This is a genomic window from Flavobacterium dankookense, assembly GCF_004362665.1.
In the GTDB taxonomy this organism is placed as follows: Bacteria; Bacteroidota; Bacteroidia; order Flavobacteriales; family Flavobacteriaceae; genus Flavobacterium; species Flavobacterium dankookense.
This window is the reverse complement of record NZ_SNXR01000011.1, coordinates 394111-412247: the sequence shown is the minus strand read 5'-3', so window position 1 is coordinate 412247 and position 18137 is coordinate 394111. Positions and strand designations below refer to the sequence as shown.

Genomic DNA, 18137 nt, shown 5'->3' with positions numbered 1-18137 from the left:
ATTAGTTTTATGAGTAATTAATTTTTCCAAAAATCATTATCAAAATTTTTTGATGTAGTTATAGGATTTATTTCTTCGTAAAGTGGTTTACCATATTTATCTGTATGTATTTGAACAGCCACACCAGGAATATATATATCTGCAGAATTAATAATTAAATCCATAAAATCATTTAATTGTTTTTCTAAAAAAAAACCTAATAGCTCTTCAGATTTTAGAAGTTGATAATTATAATCAACACTTACATTTGATTGATTGGGATCAATATTGATTTTTTTTCCAATATCACCTAATAATGGCCATGTTCCATCTGAATATCTGTTAACTTTATATAATTTGATAATGATTTCATTTTTATCAAAAAATCTTTGATATTTTAAAAAATATACAGTGTTTATTTTTTCATCCACCTCACTAAAATTTCTTCTATAATTAAAAAATTTTCCGAAAATATCTTTTCTAGTTAGCATTTCAACCTCTGCTTCTTTTCTCGCCATATCAATTTTCTCTTCATTTAAAATTTGTTCATTTCTTATTTCAGCTTCAATTTCGGCTAATCTTTGATTTTCTTTTAAAGCGGCAATCTCTTTGTCACGTTTAGCAATTAAACGTTTTTCTTCTTTTTGTTTCTCAGCTATTTCCTCTCTAGCTTTCTTTTTTTCATAAATTTCGTTAATTGTATTCTTTGCTTCATCAAATGCCTGACTTACTATTTCTGAATTTTTCTGTAATGTTACATTACTTTGGTTTATATAATTTTGAGTTTGTTGTAATTGATTTGCGTAATTATCCTCAATCTCTCTTGTTTTTCTTTCATTTTCTATTCTTGTTAACCTTAAGCGTTCCTCATTTTCTAACTTTTGCTGTTTGATTTTTTCAGTTTCAAATGATGAATTGTTACTTGTATTATTAGAAAGTGGAATTTTGTTTTGTATACTTGGAGAAACTGGTTTCTCCCTATCAGGGAAATTTACTTCAATACCATCTAATTTAAAATTAAGAGAATTTCCATCATATCCTTTAGGTACATTCCAAAAAGATCCTGAAAAATCACCGCTTGCTATTTCTTTTGCCTTTAAGGTGAATGTGCCACCATTTTGTTTTGCAATAAAAGCTCCAGTTCCTGTTGACCAAATTAGATTTTCAAATCCTACTTCTACTTTTTCGTTGTTGATGTTCTCCCATTTTATGTATAACATTTCATTTTTTATTTTCGATGAAATTGATACACCACTTACCATTTTGATATATTTATATTCTTGAGAATATAGATTAGTGGAAAGAATTATGAAAAAGATTAATACTGCTCTCATGTTACATTTTTTTAATTAGAACTAAGATAAAAATTATTTCCTATTTTATTCATACTTCCTTTTTTTTAGTAATTGCTTACAACAAATTTATAAGCCCAACAAAACAAAACCAAACCCAAAAAACCCTATTTAAGCAAATAGGTCTCACTTCAGTCAGACGTTACCACAACCGTAAATATATAATTATTTCCAAAACAAACCAACAAATCCAAAACCAAACAAAACCCAAAAACCACAAAACCCAATCCACGATTATTTGTCACCCAGTCTATACTGAGCGAAGCAGAAGTACGGTCGAAGGGCTTAATTCCAACGTCGTAATTCGTAATTCGTAATTTTTAATTATTAATTTTTAATTCATTCTTAAAAACTTCTCTCCTCAAAACCACCCTTACCTCACTCCGAATCCCCTGCGTAATAGCAACACTAACCCGTTCCGTCTCATAACCAACCCGCTCAAACGACACTATATAAATACCCTTCTTCAAATTCTTCACCCAAAAACTCCCCAAAGCACTCGTCCTGCGCCGAACCTTAGTCCCAATAACAGTAACCCTAACATTACTAACCGGAGCATCAAACTCATCCACAACAAACCCCTCAATCGCCAACCTTCTATGCCCACGACGAATAATCTTCCGCGCCGAAAAATACGAACTATAAAATTCTGGTTCACTCCGTTGAAGCATCCGCACCAAAGTATCCATAACAGCCACTTCATCATCAATCTTCCCAATAGTCAAACCAATCAACCGCGTCGCCTCCTTCCGCTCAATAATCCCCATCCGAGGCTTCGGCATAGAACCAATAAAAGCAACAACCTTACTGTTCAAATCCGCCAAAACACCAGCAGTAATCCCATACGAACCCAAATCACCAACCAATCCATTCGCCTTTTTATAAATAAACCCACACAAATCCGCACACAAACCATCCCGCTTCTTAAACAAATCACTATACCTAAAATGCATCTCACTAGCCAATAAAACATTCTTAGTGTTAACCGCATACGCCTCCACGCGCAAACTAACATCAATCGCAGCACTAACCATAGCAACCCGTCGCGCATCCTTCACCTCCCTAAAACCCTTTCGGTTCACACTCTGTTGCACACTCGCCTTGTCCAATGCAACCAACGCCGCCTTAAAACGACCAAAAGCCAAATCAAACCCAGGCATCTGCTCCAAAACATCCGCCGAAACATCAGTTATATAGTCCTTCACAGCCAAATACATCTCGCGCTTCTCAATATACCGTTTTTCCATAATCAAAAAATAAAATCAATACCAAAAAAACACCTAAACAGCTCAATACTAAACTACTACTCTTTTACAAAACAACAAACACCAACCCCAATTTTTATCAAATCAACACCAAAATCCCAAAATCAATTAAAAAAATACACAAAACCTCCTCAAAAACAACCTATTACTATAAAATCATCAACAATTCAAACCCAAAAAACAACACAAAAACTGCAAAAATCACCGCAACATACTCAAAAACAACCCATTTACCTTCATTTTCTAGCAATCAATACCGATTTATTGACTATTGATAGCAATTAAATAAATACAGATAACAATAAACTAATAGTTAATAACAATTACTTAACTACAGATAACAATTACTAATATATACATAATAATTTCTTTACTATAGATAGTAATTTTTATACTGTAGATATTGTTCGCGTTAGTATTCATAAGCAATAACAAAACATTCAATAATAAAATCAATACACTCAACAATTATCACTAAATTTGGAATAACCAGAAACCAGAACACTATACCTTCTTTAAAGTAACAAACAACAAACAATAACAAATCATGAGCACAAACACAGTAAAAGCCTATGGAACATCGGCAGCCGATCAACCATTACAAGAAATGAATATCGAGCGTAGAACCGCCACTGATACTGACATTGAAATCGAAATACTATACTGCGGTGTTTGCCACTCCGATTTGCACACAGCACGAAATGATTGGGGTTTCACTAGCTATCCTTCTGTTCCTGGTCACGAAATCGTGGGTAAAGTAACCAAAGTAGGCAGCAAAGTAACCAAACTAAAAGTCGGCGATTTTGCCGCTGTAGGTTGCTTAGTTGGTTCTTGCCAAACCTGTGACAATTGTAAAAAAGACCTAGAGCAATACTGCTCAAACGGCTGGATTGGAACCTACAATAGCGAAGACAAACACCTCGGCGGAATGACATTTGGTGGTTATTCGCAAAAAGTAGTGGTAGAAGAACACTTTGTTTTAAAAGTTCCCGCTAATCTAGACCTAGCAGCAACCGCTCCATTATTATGCGCTGGAATTACTACTTGGTCGCCACTACGTCATTGGAATGTGACTAATGGAAGTAAAGTAGCCGTAGTTGGTCTTGGAGGTTTAGGACACATGGCAATCAAACTCGCTAAAGGTCTTGGTGCCGAAGTAACCCTTTTCTCCAGAACGCCAGATAAAGAAAAAGATGCCTTAGAACTCGGTGCAGATTCAGTCGTTATTTCTACTGATGAAAACCAAATGAACGCTGTAGCAGGAAAATTTGATGTCATTATTGACACTGTTCCTTATGTGCATGATGTCAATCCGTATATAACCACTTTAACCACCAGCGGAACCTTAGTTTTAGTTGGCTATCTCGGCGGATTAGAACCCATCCTAAACACAGTTCCAATGATTATGGGACGGAAATCTATCGCTGCTTCACTCATCGGCGGCATAGCCGAAACACAAGAAATGTTAGATTTTTGTGGACAACACAACATTGTTTCCGAAATTGAAATCATCAAAATGCAAGACATTAATGAAGCATACGAACGCATGCTCAAGAGTGATGTTCGCTACCGTTTTGTAATAGACATGACATCACTGAAATAGATTTAGAGTATTTTACAAACTTGATTTTCAGACTAATTAGAGTATTGTTACTGTTAAAAAAGTAACTTGTATAGCTCTAGTTGGTCTTTTAATCATTGGGAAATTTTAATTAACATTTTTACGTTAAAAGTTGTAATAATCAAGTATAAAAAACAGTAAAAAAAACCTAAATATATTGTAGAACTTATTCTACAAGCGATTTCAAAATGTATTACATTTATATGGATAAATGTAACGTAGTTTTGTCACTATATTTAAATATATTATATTTTTGTTGCCCCAAATCAGTGAATGTTTGTTTTCCACCTACAATAAACAAATGTTAAAAAAGTAACTATTGAATTCGATATATTTCAAGAACCTTAATTTTCAGAATAGAAAATTGGTTCACTATACTTTGTTGGCTTGCATTATTCTTTTGCAAATCGTTGTGGTCGTTATTTGGTATAACGAAACTGCTAATGAGGATAAGTTGTCCAAAGCTCTTACTAATGTTTCAAACGCTAATGAGGTTGGCAAACTAACTAGCGAGATGAACTCTGCTATAATTGCTTCTCAAAAACATTTCAATACTTATATTGATACAAAAAATCAAACGTCACTGGACGATTATTTATTATCGTTAAACAAAACTAGTTTGCTTATTGATAGTTTGCGAATATCAACTAACAACAGTGAAGCTTTTAAAAAAGTATTATCTAAAAGAAACAGGACAGAGAGCGAAATAAAACACATCAAAGCGTCAATAGATTCTATTATTGACAAACAACTCTATCCTACTCCACTTGATGTGGCTTCACCATTTCAGTTTAATGTTCTTAACTACAATAAGGTTTTAGATAGTATTAATACTAATACGTTTATAAAGGTAGATAGCGTTTCTAGAAAAGGGTTGTTTTCTCGATTAGCGGATGCTTTTTCGGGTAAAATTGAAATTCAAAAAGAGCAATTGAATACTGTTATTACAATGAAATATAAAGACAAAGTTAAAACAGGCACACTAGAAGAGCAAATGAAGTATTTGATAACGTCGTCGAACAAGTACTATGAAACTGAATTTAAACGACTAAAAAATTCATTCGTCAATTTACGACAAAAGGATTCGAAGTTAATTCAATTCAACAATCAACTTTTAATGCTAAGCCAAAATGTGCTTCCAGATTTCAATAATGCTGCTAATTCATTCAAATCTGACAGTCAAAAAGAATTTCAAAACCAATATGAAACTAACAAAAAAGTTAGAAATTATAGTATTGCTGCGCTGATATTCTTAATGTTTGTTATTTCGCTAATACTATTTGGATTTACGCGTTTGGCTTTCGAATATGAAAAAAGGTTGACTGTTGCTCAAGAAAAAATATCTAAAAGTTTGAGCTTTAAGAATAGAATTATTGGAATGATAAGTCACGAAATCCGTTCACCCTTAAGTATTATTTCTATTTACAGCAAAAAAATTAGTGCATCTGTGAAGGATGAAGAAGTGAAAGAAACGTTTAAATCAATACAATTCACAACCAATTCATTACAGTTGTTGTCTAATCAAATTCTAGAGTATTCAAAAGATGAAAACCATAAACTGGAATTAAAGAATAAAAACTTTTATCTAAAATCGGAACTCGAACAAATCATCACTTCAATGTCTTCGTTTGTTGAAACGAAAGCAAATAAAATAATGTTACAATCTAATATTAAAACAGATTATGAAGTTTATGCAGATGTAGCCAAAATTCACCAGTTGTTTTATAACATCATCGGAAATGCTAATAAGTTTACAGAAAATGGTAAAATCAATGTAAACATAAATGCCGATTCAAGTTCAGAGTATGAAGTAACACTTAATATCGATATTATAGACAACGGTATCGGAATTAACGAAAAAGAGTTAGAAAGTATTTTTGAACCTTATTATCAAGGAAGCGTTTCAAGTGATATTAATAATCTAGGCATTGGTTTAGGTTTAAATCTTTGTAAAGAAATCATTGAATTATTTGAAGGAACAATAACAGCCACAAGCAAAGAAAATAAAGGAACTAAAGTAACTTTTAATTTAGTTTTAAGCAAAGTTTAAAAATTATTACTTAAATTAAATACTTGTTGCAAAACCCAATACTAGAGAAAGATGAAACCAGCAAATAACTATACATTTTTAATCGCAGACGACCATAGTATCGTTAGACAAGGTATTTCTTTATTGATTAAAGAATTGTTTTTCAATGCCAAAATTTATCAAGCTGGTAATTTCAAAGATACTCTTAGCATAATAAAAGAAACAAAAATTGATTTATTAGTTTTAGACATTAATTTTCCTGATGGAAACAGCTTGAGCATTATTCCTGAGACAAAAGCAATTCAACCCGAAGTCAAAATTTTGATATTTTCTGCCTATGATGAAGATATTTATGCACTTCGATATTTAAACGCTGGAGCTTCTGGGTATTTAAATAAAGGCAGCAGCGAAGATGAAATGAAGAATGCATTACGAAGTATAATTCTTTCTGGTAAATATATTACTCAAAACATTAAAGACCGAATTTTAGACTCTTATATTTCAAAAAAACCAATTAATCCATTAGAACAACTTTCTAATCGCGAAATTGAAGTAGCAAGATTATTGATTAAAGGATATGGAAATATGGAAATTGCTGAAACATTAAACGTTAAAAAAACAACGGTCAGTACTTTTAAAAACAGAATTTTTGAAAAGCTAGAAATAAATAATTTAGCTGATTTAATTGATTTCTTTAATCTTTATAGCTAAATTCTTTTTTTTAAAATCATAAAAAAATCACATTAATTGTAGAAGCAATTCTACACTTGTTCATTGTCAATTCTACAATTTACTACATTCCGTTGATTTAAATTTGCACCAGTAGTTAAAGAACTTTTCGATTTTGTTTTTGAGATTAATAACAAATTTGGAAGAGCGTTTTAATCATAGATTTGAGGCAATCCCAAGAATCCTATTGTTCAAAAGACAGTCCCAAGCTTAAAATTGACGATAGGATTTAATGGGATTATTAAATCAAAAAAATTGGTTTTAACAAAAAAACTATAAAAGAAATAATGCAATCATTAGTAAATAAAAAAACAGTTTCCGTAATAAGTTATTTAACCATAATTGGTTGGTTTATTGCCTACGTTAAATATAAAAATGGAGTTAAATCTTCATTAACTAAATTTCATTTAGAACAATCGTTTGGACTTTGTTTAATAGTGATTTCATCTAATATAATAACTGGATTAACGGTTTTAATTGATCCTGTTTTCTTTTTATTATGGTTTTCTGTAAACATTGCGTTAATTATTTTATGGATTGCAGGTATTATAAGTGCTTATTATGGTGTGCGATTGCCATTACCTTTAATAGGTTCACTTTTTGAAAATAGATTTCGTTTTTTAGAATAGTCATTACAATTGCCATTTTTTAATTAAAATTCATTTGTAATTATAGTTTTGTGGTATTTGACTCTGAAGCCCAATAGTTTTTACTATTGGGCTTCTAATTTATAGTAAAATATGATTTGCTATTTATCAAAATGTAGCTGATATTTATTTTAAAAATAATTAACTATTTTTGAGTAAAGAATGCTTTCACTTTGCAAAAACTAAAACAACATAAAGAGATAATCACCTATGCCGTTGCAATGGCATTCTTATTACTCATACTTAGATTTTTAGAATATCGATTTCTAATTCTTCAACACGAATTTGAAATTTATGCAGGTATCATTGCTATATTATTTCTTCTATTTGGAATTTGGCTTTCAAGTAAAATCAGAAAACCAAAGGTTGAAACTGTCTTCATTGAAAAAGAAATAAAAATTTTTAAAAATGACTTTATTATCAATGAAAAAGCAATTTCAACTTTAAAAATTAGTCCTCGAGAACTAGAGGTTTTAAGTTTGATGGCGAAGGGATTAAGCAATCAAGAAATAGCTGATTCACTTTTTGTTTCGCTAAATACCATCAAAACACATTCTTCAAACCTACTAGAAAAACTAGACGCTAAGAGAAGAACACAAGCTATTGAAAATGCAAAAAAGTTACAAATCCTCGCTCCTACTTTAGAATGAAAAAACTAAAATCATACGAAAGGATGAGAGAAAATTGTATTCAACAAACCAACTTTGCAACCTAATCAATAAACTTTTATTATGAAATCGAAAATTCACGAACACGAAAAAAACAATTTAAAAACTGTGAGTAAAAAAATCATTATTACTCACGGACTTATTGCTGGATTTATTGTAGCTGCTTTTATGGTTTACGGCACCTATTCTCACATGACGAATGAGAATTTTGAACCAAGTATGTTTCTGGGCTATACTGGAATGTTAATTGCTTACCTTTTTGTTTTTTTGGGAATTAAAAACTTCCGAGACAAACATAATAACGGTATAATATCCTTCGGAAAAGCTTTGAAGATTGGCTATTGGATTTCGTTTATTGCTGCAACAATATATGTTGGTGTTTGGCTAATAGAATACTACTGTTTCTTTCCAGACTTTATGGATAAATTTGTTGAGGGAAGTTTGAAAAAACTAGACAAAGCCACAATGACTGCTGCTGAAATAAAAGCCAAAACAGACGAAATGAACATGTACAAAGAATTATATAAAAATCCAATTTGGGTTATTCTACTTACCTATATGGAAATTTTAGTTCCTATTGGTTTATTAGTTCCTTTAATTTGTGCCTTAATTTTGAAGAAAAAAGAAACAGTATAAAAAATAAATAAAAACGCCCAATCAAATGATTGGGCGTTTTTATTTTATATTGATATATTACTGAACTGCTAAAAGCGCATTTATATTTCCATATCCAAATTCTGGATGTTTGTTTGGGTAAAAAGTAGCTGATTGACGCATTTTTGTCAAAACTTGATCTCTTGTCCAAGTAGGATTTTTTGACCAAACCAAAGCAGCAATACCAGCAGTTGTTGCTGTAGCCACTGATGAACCGCCAACATAATCATTTTCATTATTATAATATCCATTAACTGGAACAGTATTTCCTGAACCAGAACGTTGCATAACCACTGTAAAATCAATTTTACTTCCTGTATGACAAACATCACATTTTTGATAAGATGCACCTTCTTTTACACCCGTAACTGCAACAGCTTCGGCCATTGATGCTGGGAAAATAACACCAACAAATGTTGTGAAACTTGTAGAAGTTCCGCCAGCGCAAAATATTAATTTTCCTTTGCTATAAGCATATTTTATACCATCAGAAATTTTACCTACTGAAAAAATATGTCCCATTGACATAGAAATAATTTTTACCGAATTAGTATTTCCTAAAGCAGTAAATGCATTTTTTACGCCATTTTGTTCGTGATAACCATCTACAACTACATTTGATGCTGCACGATAAGTTATTAAATTAGCATTATATGCAACACCAACAGGAAAACCATTGTCATTTCTTGGTGCTGCAGCTACTGATGCCATACTAGTTCCGTGACCACATTTATCCGCTGAACCATCAGTTCCTGTGCTCCAAGGCCAAATAGAATCCACATAAACACCATATTTTTGTATACTTCTTCCTGAAGAAAATCCGTCATTAAAACTTGAACCTAACAACGTTTGACTTGAAGATGTTCCTGTGTCAACAATTCCTATTGTTATTCCACTTCCTGTGCTGTAATTCCAAGCATTAGTAATATTGTGTTGATAAAAAGTCCATGGTGCTTTTGCATTTGGCGTTACAGTTGTATAATCAACAGCATTTAATGTAGTTCCATCAAAACCACATCCAGAACTAGTCGAAGAAGAATCGGAACGTTCTAAATTATTTCCAACACTGAAATACTTAAAATCACCAGGTTCAATATATCGTATAAATTTACTTTTTCTTAGTGCAATAATAGTCTCTTGTTTTTTAACAACAACATCTATAATATTTAAATATTCATCTGCATTAATCAAAACGTTTTCAATATCTTGACCTTCATATTTAAAAATAATATCTAGCAATTGTTTTTGTAAACTAGCTTGATTTCTACTTTTAGTTCTATCAAAATCATTTTTAGAATTACCAAAACCAATAGTCAAAACATTTTGACCATGAACACTTGCGCTCCAAAGCATGTGTGATGATGACTCGCTCCAATCAAAACTTCCTTTGGTTTCTATAGCATTATCAATGCTGTTCTTAACTTCCTGAGCCGAAAGTGGAAGTTTATAGGCTTCATCAATAGTAATAGTTTGTTCATTTAAACTGTCATCCTTTGAACAAGAAGTAGTAATTAGTAATAAAACAAGGGCTAATTTGAGTAATTTATTTATCATATTTTTATAATTTTAGTAAAGTTATTACGAATATACTAAAATGAACTCGCGATAAGTAAAAAACTTATAAACAAATAGCCAACAAATTGAGGCTTACTTTTCTAAAGAAATCAATTTCTCAAAACGACCATGATGTGTTATCGATGCTGGATTTATTTTGTTTTTAAAATAACAATTCCAAAAAGGAAAGCCATCAATTTTAGTAATATTATCTCTATTATCAAGATGAAAAACACAGTCAAAATCATCAGGTGAAGTTGTGGCTATTGTGTAAATGAAATCAGAAGTAAGTTGTGTTTTAGTATAAAAAACTATGTCTTCAAAAGTTACCGTATTTTGAAAACATTCATATTGAATTGGGTTAAAAATACGTTCGCCACTTCTTCGATTTTGGATTTTATAACAAGATTCTTTCATAGTCCAAAATTGCCAAACGATGTGTTCAGGATTTCTAGAATTTTGAATGCGTTTTTGTTCCAAAGGAGTAAAAACTTTATCTAAAAAGCGTTGTCTATTCCAATTACTTTCTTTTTTTGCTAATGCCAAATCGACTATGTCGTTACCTATCATTTTTGAGCTAATTTGGTTTCAATAATATCCAATGTAGCTTGAATATTCAACATTTTTTCCATTGATTGGTTGTCTATTTCAATTCCAAAAGCATCTTCAATATCAAGAACAATATCCACTAAATTAGCTGAATTTATCTTCAAATCGGTCAAAAAATCAGTAGATTCAGTTAAGTTTTCAAAAGCATTTTGGTCTTGAACAAATGGCTTAACAATCAATTTTAATTTTTCTATAATTTCTGAGTTTGTCATATTATTTTTTTTCTAAATGAAATTGTATAGTGTTTTTTATAAACTGCTTTTCATAATGACGATCGCGTCTTGACTTTTTCTCATCGGCACGTTTTGCATTTCGCTTGTCGTGAACAATATCTTGAAGCCGATTTAAATCGTCAAGTTCTTTTATATCTTTTGGTGAATTTCTCCTAGGCATAACATTACTCTCTAAATTTCTTAAAAACAACACAACCATTAACATCTCCAAATCCGAAACTGGCTTTTACTAGAATATTAATCTCTTTATTGATTATTTTTTGAGGAATACATTCAGCATAGATAATCTGAGTAATTTCAGGATTCAAATCTTCACAATTGATGTTTGGAAAAATAAAATTATGATATAATTCTAAAATGGAAGCCACACATTCAACGCTACCCGAAGCTGACAAACAATGTCCAACCATTGATTTTAAAGAATTGATATAGGGGAAATTTTTTCCACTTAATTGCAAAGCTTCACTCCAATTGGATATCTCCAAAGCATCTTTTGAAGTAGCTGTCAAATGACCGTTTATAGTATCAATTTCGTTTGGTTCAATCTTCGCATTTTCAAGTGCAGTTGTAATGCATCGTTTTACTGCAGTTGCGTTTGGAGCTGTCATTGTTCCACCATTTCGTTGTCCGCCAGAATTCACATTACCGCCCAAAACCTCAGCATAAATTCGTGCGCCACGTGCTAAAGCTGTTTCTAAATCTTCTAAAACAAAAGCTCCTGCGCCACTTCCTGGAACAAACCCCGAAGCAGTTGCCGACATTGGTCTTGAACCACTTTCTGGTGTTGAATTGTGTTTAAAAGTGCATACTTTTATGGCATCAAAACCACCCCAAATATAAGGTCCAGAGTCGCTTGTACTTCCTGCTAAAATCCTTTTCGCTAAACCCGATTTAATTCGTTCATAAGCCATTAAAATGCTTTCTGTTCCTGTGGTACAAGCTGATGAATTAGTGGTTACTTGATTGCCTAACCCAAGTTTTCCACCAAGATAAGCACTTACACCGCTATTCATTGTTTGCGCTACAGCTGTACTTCCTAATCTTCGGGTTTGAAAATCGTCTATCAAATAAATACTTTCCCGAAATTTATCAATTCCCGAAGTTCCAGTTCCAAAAATGGTTCCGCTATCCCAATCTGGATTTTCTTGAATTTCAGTGGATAATCCAGCATCCTTCCAAGCATCCATTCCAGCAATAACTCCATATAAAATTCCTGTTGAGTTGAAATTACGTAACTCTAACTCAGAAAAATAATGCAGTGAAAGTTCGGCAGAGATTTTAGGTTTTCCTGCTATTTGACATGAAAACTGCAAACGTTCCAACTCAGAATCGTGTTCAACACCCGAAATACCATTTTGAATTGCATTTGTAAACGCTTCAAGTCCTACTCCATTTGGAGCAACAATTCCTAAACCCGTTATAACAACTCTCCTATTCATTACTTTTTATTTTATCATTCCAGAGATGAAACCTCTACAAACTTCTTCTTTATTCTGATTCATCATGGACACTTTACACTTTAATTTTCCAAAACGAAAATAGATTTTTTGTGAAAACACAGTTACTTTTTCATTAGGAAAAACTGGTTTCAAAAATTCTATTTCACTTGATGTTAAAGCAATTAGATTGTTTTTTGAAATGGTATCATTAGTGAGATAAATTCCTAAACAAACTACTCCAATTTGTGCCATAGTCTCAATTAAAATAACTCCTGGCGTTATTGGATTGTCAATAAAATGTCCTTTGTAAAAATCCAAATCATCACTAAAAGTATAATTTCCTTCGACACCATTTTCATTGATAGCAACTAGTTCATCAACAAACAAAAAGGGTTTTGAATAAGGAAGAAATGCTATAATCTCGCTTGAACTCATGGTTTAAAATTCTAATAAAATTCGTTGAGCCGAAAATCCTGGACCAAAACTGAGCATCAATCCTTTTTCACCTCTACTTGGTTTCTTTTCCATAATGCGTTCTAAAACATACAGCACTGTTGCGCTGGACATATTACCATACAATCGTAAAACTTCCTTAGTGGCATCGATGTTTTTACCTTGTTCTGCAAATAATTCTTCCACCGTTTGGATTATTTTTTTTCCTCCAGGATGAAAAATTAAATGCTGAATATCGTCAATTTTTAAATTATTTTTTTCTAAAAAAGGATGAATGATTTCAGGGAAATGGGCGGCAATCGTCTCTGGAACTTCAATATCTAAAACCATTTGCAAACCCATATTGGTTAATTTAAAACCCATCATGTGCGTGTTGTCATAAAAATGATACATGGCTTCATCTATGATTTTTGGTCCATTATCATTCTCCTCTGACGATAGCAAAACACAAGCAGCACCATCTCCAAAAATGGCTGCACTCACAATATTTGCCATGGAATAATCGTCAAGCAAAAAAGTAGCTGTTGGACTTTCAACTGCAATTACTGCTGCACGTTTTCCGGGATTGGCTTTTAAAAAGTTTTTGGCATAAATTATTCCAGAAATTCCAGCGGCACAACCCATTTCTGTTACGGGAAGTCGCACTATGTCTTGTCGTAAACCAACTTTATTAATTAGATATGCATCCAATGATGGTATCATAATTCCTGTGCAACTGACGGTAATTATAAAATCTAAATGAGTTGGTTTCCAATTGGATTTTTGAAGGGCTTTAACCAATACTTTTTCGCCCAAATCAATCATTTCTCTTGCATAAATATCGTTTCGTGCCTCGAAAGAGTTAGTAGAAAAAACTTCTATTGGATCCATGATAGAATATCTTTTATCGACCATTGCTCCTTCAAAAATTTTCTTTACTTTCCGAATAAAACGCTCTTCTTTTCCATTGAGCCAAACATCAAGAAATGGCAGAATTTCATGCGTTTCTCTTGAATATTGTGGCAACTGTTTGGCTACTGAAATAATTTTTACACTCATATTTTTTGAATAATCCATTGATAACGGAAAGCCCATTTCCACTGAATTGTATATTTTTTTAAATGACTATTTTTTGAGAATGCTTCCAATTCGCTTTTTTTAAAACCCCGAAGTATAGAAACTAACCCATCACTTTTCGACATTGGATTTAATTGAAAAACAAAACACAATAATTGAAACAATCGATAAGCAATGCTACTTCGCTGTAAATCATTAATAACAACACCTATTTTTGCATTTTTAGTAAAGGTAGTTAACAAATTGGTAATTTGATTGTCATCAAAGTGATGCAAAGTCAAAGTACATAACAGTATGTCATATTGAAATGATTTAAAATTTTCATCAAAAATATCCTCACAACTATAGCTAATATTTGTGAATTTTTCGGATAACTTTTTAGCATGATTTATCGTAAATTCATTGGCATCTATACCAATCAAGTTAAAATTATATTTTCTTTTTTGCCCATATAATGCGACCTTTCGAAGCATATCACCATTACCACAACCAATGTCAACTATTGTAATTTGCTGATTTTTTGGAACCTTTTTTAGCAATTCATTAATACCATCGAGTGTTATTTTATTTCCTCCCAAAAGTTGATTTATTGACGCTATTTTATCCAATGCATCTCTCAAAACTTCACCTTTCATCTGAAAATCATCCATGATTTCGGGCTCAGTGGTTCTATGTTTTGTATTTATAAACATTTAGTTGTCAATTTCGATAGTTTTCCCATGAGTTTTAGCAATGATTATTGGTAATAAAAATGGCGTTTTAGTTAAGATTTTAAAAAGAAAATTAAACGACTTTGGTTGTAGCAAAATGGTTGCCAAAAATCGGCCAAATCGTAATCTGTTTTTAAATAATGAATTCCATTTTTGACTGTATTTTTTTTCCATTTCAATCCGATTGATGTTTTCATTTGAAAAGAAATCATGAATAACTTCTGAAGCAATTTTTGCACTATGAATAGCCATTGCCATTCCGTTTCCACAAAGGGGATGAATTAATCCAGCAGTATCGCCAATCATTAATATATGATTTTCGACTGCTTGTTTTTTTTCAAATGAAATTTGACCAATAGTTAACGGTTTTTCAAAAAGAGGTTTTATATTTTGAAAAATAGCTTTTAAAATCGGGTTTTGCTCTAGAACATTTTTCTGGAATTCATCACTATTTTTATACTTCTTAAATTCGTCATAACTTACTAAATAACAAATGTTAATCTGATTATTTTCTACTTTTGAAATCCCACAATAACCACCTTTAAAATTATACAAACCAACCAAATCATCTGTAAAATTCCCTTCAAAATGCGCTTTAACGGCTAACCATGAAGATTTCTTTTGAATAAAATCTCTTTTTATTTGAATGTCTAAATTCGATCTTTTCCCAAAAGCACCAAGAACTAAATCGGCTTGATATTTAATAGCATTGGCGGTTTCAACGGTAAAGATTTCATTATCAAAATAAATATTCTCTACCGTTTCCTGAACCATTTGACAACCATCATTTTGTGCTTTTTCAAATAAATAATTATCTAAAGTATAACGACTTATTCCAAAACCTCCTAAAGGTAATTTAGTCGAAATTGTTTTTCCAGTTTCTGAAGAAAGTGTGAGATTTTTAATTTTTGAAGGTGTTAAATCTTCTATAGAAATGTTTAACCACTCAAGATAAGGAAGTACTTCATTTGATATATATTCTCCACATACTTTATGCTTTGGATACTGATTTTTTTCGATTAATGTAACGGAGAAAAGAAGCTTACGTAAATGAATTGCAGCTGTTAAACCTGCTAAACCACCGCCAATAATGATTATTCTTTTTTTCTCGTTCATAACAAAGTAAATTTAATGAAATGAACCTAATAAATGTTATATAATTCTGTTAAAGTGATTAAATAAAAAATCCAATTCAATGAATTGGATTTTTTATCTGTACTTCTCTAAATCTTTCCCTGTTTTATTTCCTCTACAATTTCTGGATTTAATAATGTGGAAATATCGCCAAAATTGGAATAATCTCCTTCAGCGATTTTGCGAAGAATTCTACGCATAATTTTTCCAGATCGAGTTTTAGGCAAACCAGAAACAAATTGTATTTTATCTAATTTGGCAATTGGTCCAATTTGATCCGAAATTAATTGATTGATTTCTTTACGTAAATTTTCTTGGTTTCTGCTTTCACCTATTTCTTTTAGGATAACATATCCATACAAAGCATTTCCTTTAATATTATGAGGAAAACCTACAATGGCACTTTCTGCAATAGCTGGATGTTCGTTGATAGCATCTTCAATTGGTGCCGTTCCTAGATTATGACCAGAAACTATAACAACGTCATCTACTCGACCTGTAATTCTGTAGTAACCAACTTCATCGCGCAAAGCACCATCACCAGTAAAATATTTTCCCGGAAATGCTGTAAAATAAGTTTCTTTAAATCGTTGATGATCGCCCCAAATTGTTCTTGCCATACTTGGCCAAGGAAACTTAATACATAAACTTCCTGTTACTTGATTTCCCTCGATTTCGTTTCGTAATTCGTCCATCAAAACTGGCTGAACTCCTGGCAATGGCAATGAAGCATAAGTCGGTTTTGTTGGAGTTACAAATGCAATTGGTGAAAGCATAATTCCGCCAGTTTCCGTTTGCCACCAAGTATCAACTAGTGGACAACGTTTTCCTCCAACGTGATCATTATACCAATGCCAAGCTTCTTCATTTATTGGTTCACCAACAGAACCTATTACTTTTAACGATTTCAACGGAAATGGTTGAACGAAATCAATACTTTCTTTAGCAAGCGAACGAATAGCTGTTGGCGCTGTATAAAATTGAGTGATTTTGTGCTTTTCGATTACTTCCCAAAAACGACTAAAATCTGGATAAGAAGGAACGCCTTCAAAAATAACAGTTGTAGCTCCGTTTAGTAATGGTCCATAAAGTATATAAGAATGTCCTGTTATCCAACCAATATCGGCAGTACACCAAAAAATATCATTCTCTTCATAGTTAAAAACATTCTTAAAAGTGTAAGCAGTATAAACCATGTAGCCAGCAATAGTATGAAGCATTCCTTTTGGTTTTCCTGTTGAGCCAGAAGTATAAAGAATAAACAACGGATCTTCTGCGTCCATAATCTCAGCAACATTATTAGGTATTGCGTCATCTAATAATGGTTGAAGCCAGAAATCACGACCTGATTTCATAGTAACTTCGGTGTTAGTTCTTTTTACAACTAATACTTTTTCAATAGTTGGACATTTTTCCAAAGCTTCATCTACGATTCCTTTTAAATTTATGGTTTTATCACCTCTAAAACCGCCATCAGAAGTAATGACCATTTTACATTCGCAATCGTTAATTCTTGCGGCAACTGCTGATGCGGAAAATCCAGCAAAAACTACAGAGTGAACAGCACCAATTCGAGCGCAAGCTAAAACAGCTACTGCCAATTCAGGAATCATGGGAAGATAAATACAAACCCTATCGCCTTTTTTTACACCTTCATCTCTAAGAACATTTGCCATTCGTGCAACTCTGTCATAAAGTTCGTTGTAAGTTATGTGCAATGCAGCTTCGTTTGGATTATTTGGTTCAAAAATGATAGCCGTTTTATCGCCTCTTCTAGCTAAATGTCGGTCGATACAGTTTTTAGTGATGTTCACTTTTGCATCAATAAACCATCGGAATTTAGCCTCTTGAAAATCAAAATCAAATACTTTTTCCCATTTTTGATACCAAGTAAAATGTTCATCGGCTATCTTATCCCAAAATTTTCTTGGTTCACGCACCGATTTTTTGTACATTTTAAAATAATGCTCCAAATTCAATATTTTGTAATAGCTCATTTTTTTTT

The 18137-nt window shown here is 32.1% G+C and carries 18 protein-coding genes; 6 read left to right on the top strand and 12 right to left on the bottom strand.

Going from position 1 to position 18137, the window contains the following annotated elements; translation table 11 throughout:
• Positions 1–17 precede the first annotated feature (17 nt).
• Together BC748_RS03085 and BC748_RS03080 are read right to left on the bottom strand one after the other, a co-directional pair.
• On the bottom strand, positions 18–1313 hold the full coding sequence (locus tag BC748_RS03085; RefSeq protein ID WP_133531992.1) for a hypothetical protein: 1296 nt from the start codon (positions 1311–1313) through the stop codon (positions 18–20).
• A gap of 338 nt (positions 1314–1651) precedes the next feature.
• On the bottom strand, positions 1652–2578 hold the full coding sequence (locus BC748_RS03080; RefSeq protein WP_133531991.1) for a carboxypeptidase-like regulatory domain-containing protein: 927 nt from the start codon (positions 2576–2578) through the stop codon (positions 1652–1654).
• Between the two features lie 565 nt (positions 2579–3143).
• Here BC748_RS03080 and BC748_RS03075 point away from each other — a divergent pair.
• From BC748_RS03075 to BC748_RS03050, 6 genes are all read left to right on the top strand, one after another.
• Positions 3144–4199, top strand: coding sequence for an NAD(P)-dependent alcohol dehydrogenase (locus BC748_RS03075; protein WP_133531990.1), 1056 nt, complete (start codon positions 3144–3146; stop codon positions 4197–4199).
• Positions 4200–4536: 337 nt separating this feature from the next.
• On the top strand, positions 4537–6267 hold the full coding sequence (locus tag BC748_RS03070; protein WP_133531989.1) for a sensor histidine kinase: 1731 nt from the start codon (positions 4537–4539) through the stop codon (positions 6265–6267).
• Between the two features lie 51 nt (positions 6268–6318).
• Positions 6319–6957 (top strand): response regulator, encoded by a 639-nt coding sequence (locus BC748_RS03065; RefSeq protein ID WP_133531988.1) that lies wholly within the window; start codon positions 6319–6321, stop codon positions 6955–6957.
• 305 nt (positions 6958–7262) lie between these two features.
• Positions 7263–7604, top strand: a complete 342-nt coding sequence (locus BC748_RS03060) for a DUF4870 domain-containing protein (RefSeq protein WP_133531987.1) — start codon at positions 7263–7265, stop codon at positions 7602–7604.
• Between the two features lie 191 nt (positions 7605–7795).
• A complete protein-coding gene (locus BC748_RS03055; RefSeq protein ID WP_246013991.1) occupies positions 7796–8272 on the top strand; it encodes a helix-turn-helix transcriptional regulator in 477 nt (158 codons plus the stop codon).
• 81 nt (positions 8273–8353) lie between these two features.
• A complete protein-coding gene (locus BC748_RS03050) occupies positions 8354–8926 on the top strand; it encodes a DUF4199 domain-containing protein (protein ID WP_133531986.1) in 573 nt (190 codons plus the stop codon).
• Positions 8927–8983: 57 nt separating this feature from the next.
• Here BC748_RS03050 and BC748_RS03045 read toward each other — a convergent pair whose 3' ends face one another.
• From BC748_RS03045 to acs, 10 genes are all read right to left on the bottom strand, one after another.
• A complete protein-coding gene (locus BC748_RS03045) occupies positions 8984–10498 on the bottom strand; it encodes a S8 family peptidase (RefSeq protein WP_133531985.1) in 1515 nt (504 codons plus the stop codon).
• A gap of 93 nt (positions 10499–10591) precedes the next feature.
• Positions 10592–11068 carry a 4'-phosphopantetheinyl transferase family protein gene (locus BC748_RS03040; RefSeq protein ID WP_133531984.1) on the bottom strand — a complete coding sequence of 159 codons (477 nt, stop codon included), beginning with the start codon at positions 11066–11068 and terminating at the stop codon, positions 10592–10594.
• Positions 11065–11319, bottom strand: a complete 255-nt coding sequence (locus tag BC748_RS03035) for an acyl carrier protein (protein WP_133531983.1) — start codon at positions 11317–11319, stop codon at positions 11065–11067. The genes BC748_RS03040 and BC748_RS03035 overlap by 4 nt, the downstream gene beginning before the upstream one ends.
• 1 nt (position 11320) lies before the next feature.
• Complete coding sequence (locus BC748_RS03030) at positions 11321–11500, bottom strand: hypothetical protein (protein WP_133531982.1); 180 nt, start codon at positions 11498–11500, stop codon at positions 11321–11323.
• A 4-nt stretch (positions 11501–11504) separates the two neighbouring features.
• Positions 11505–12779, bottom strand: coding sequence for a beta-ketoacyl-[acyl-carrier-protein] synthase family protein (locus BC748_RS03025; protein ID WP_133531981.1), 1275 nt, complete (start codon positions 12777–12779; stop codon positions 11505–11507).
• A 6-nt stretch (positions 12780–12785) separates the two neighbouring features.
• Positions 12786–13214: a 3-hydroxyacyl-ACP dehydratase FabZ family protein gene (locus BC748_RS03020; protein ID WP_133531980.1), complete on the bottom strand. Its 429-nt coding sequence runs from the start codon at positions 13212–13214 to the stop codon at positions 12786–12788.
• Positions 13215–13217: 3 nt separating this feature from the next.
• On the bottom strand, positions 13218–14270 hold the full coding sequence (locus BC748_RS03015) for a type III polyketide synthase (RefSeq protein WP_133531979.1): 1053 nt from the start codon (positions 14268–14270) through the stop codon (positions 13218–13220).
• Positions 14267–14980: a methyltransferase domain-containing protein gene (locus BC748_RS03010; RefSeq protein ID WP_133531978.1), complete on the bottom strand. Its 714-nt coding sequence runs from the start codon at positions 14978–14980 to the stop codon at positions 14267–14269. The genes BC748_RS03015 and BC748_RS03010 overlap by 4 nt, the downstream gene beginning before the upstream one ends.
• Positions 14981–16114 carry an NAD(P)/FAD-dependent oxidoreductase gene (locus BC748_RS03005; protein WP_133531977.1) on the bottom strand — a complete coding sequence of 378 codons (1134 nt, stop codon included), beginning with the start codon at positions 16112–16114 and terminating at the stop codon, positions 14981–14983.
• A 107-nt stretch (positions 16115–16221) separates the two neighbouring features.
• Positions 16222–18129, bottom strand: a complete 1908-nt coding sequence (gene acs / locus BC748_RS03000; protein WP_133531976.1) for an acetate--CoA ligase — start codon at positions 18127–18129, stop codon at positions 16222–16224.
• Positions 18130–18137: the final 8 nt, after the last annotated feature.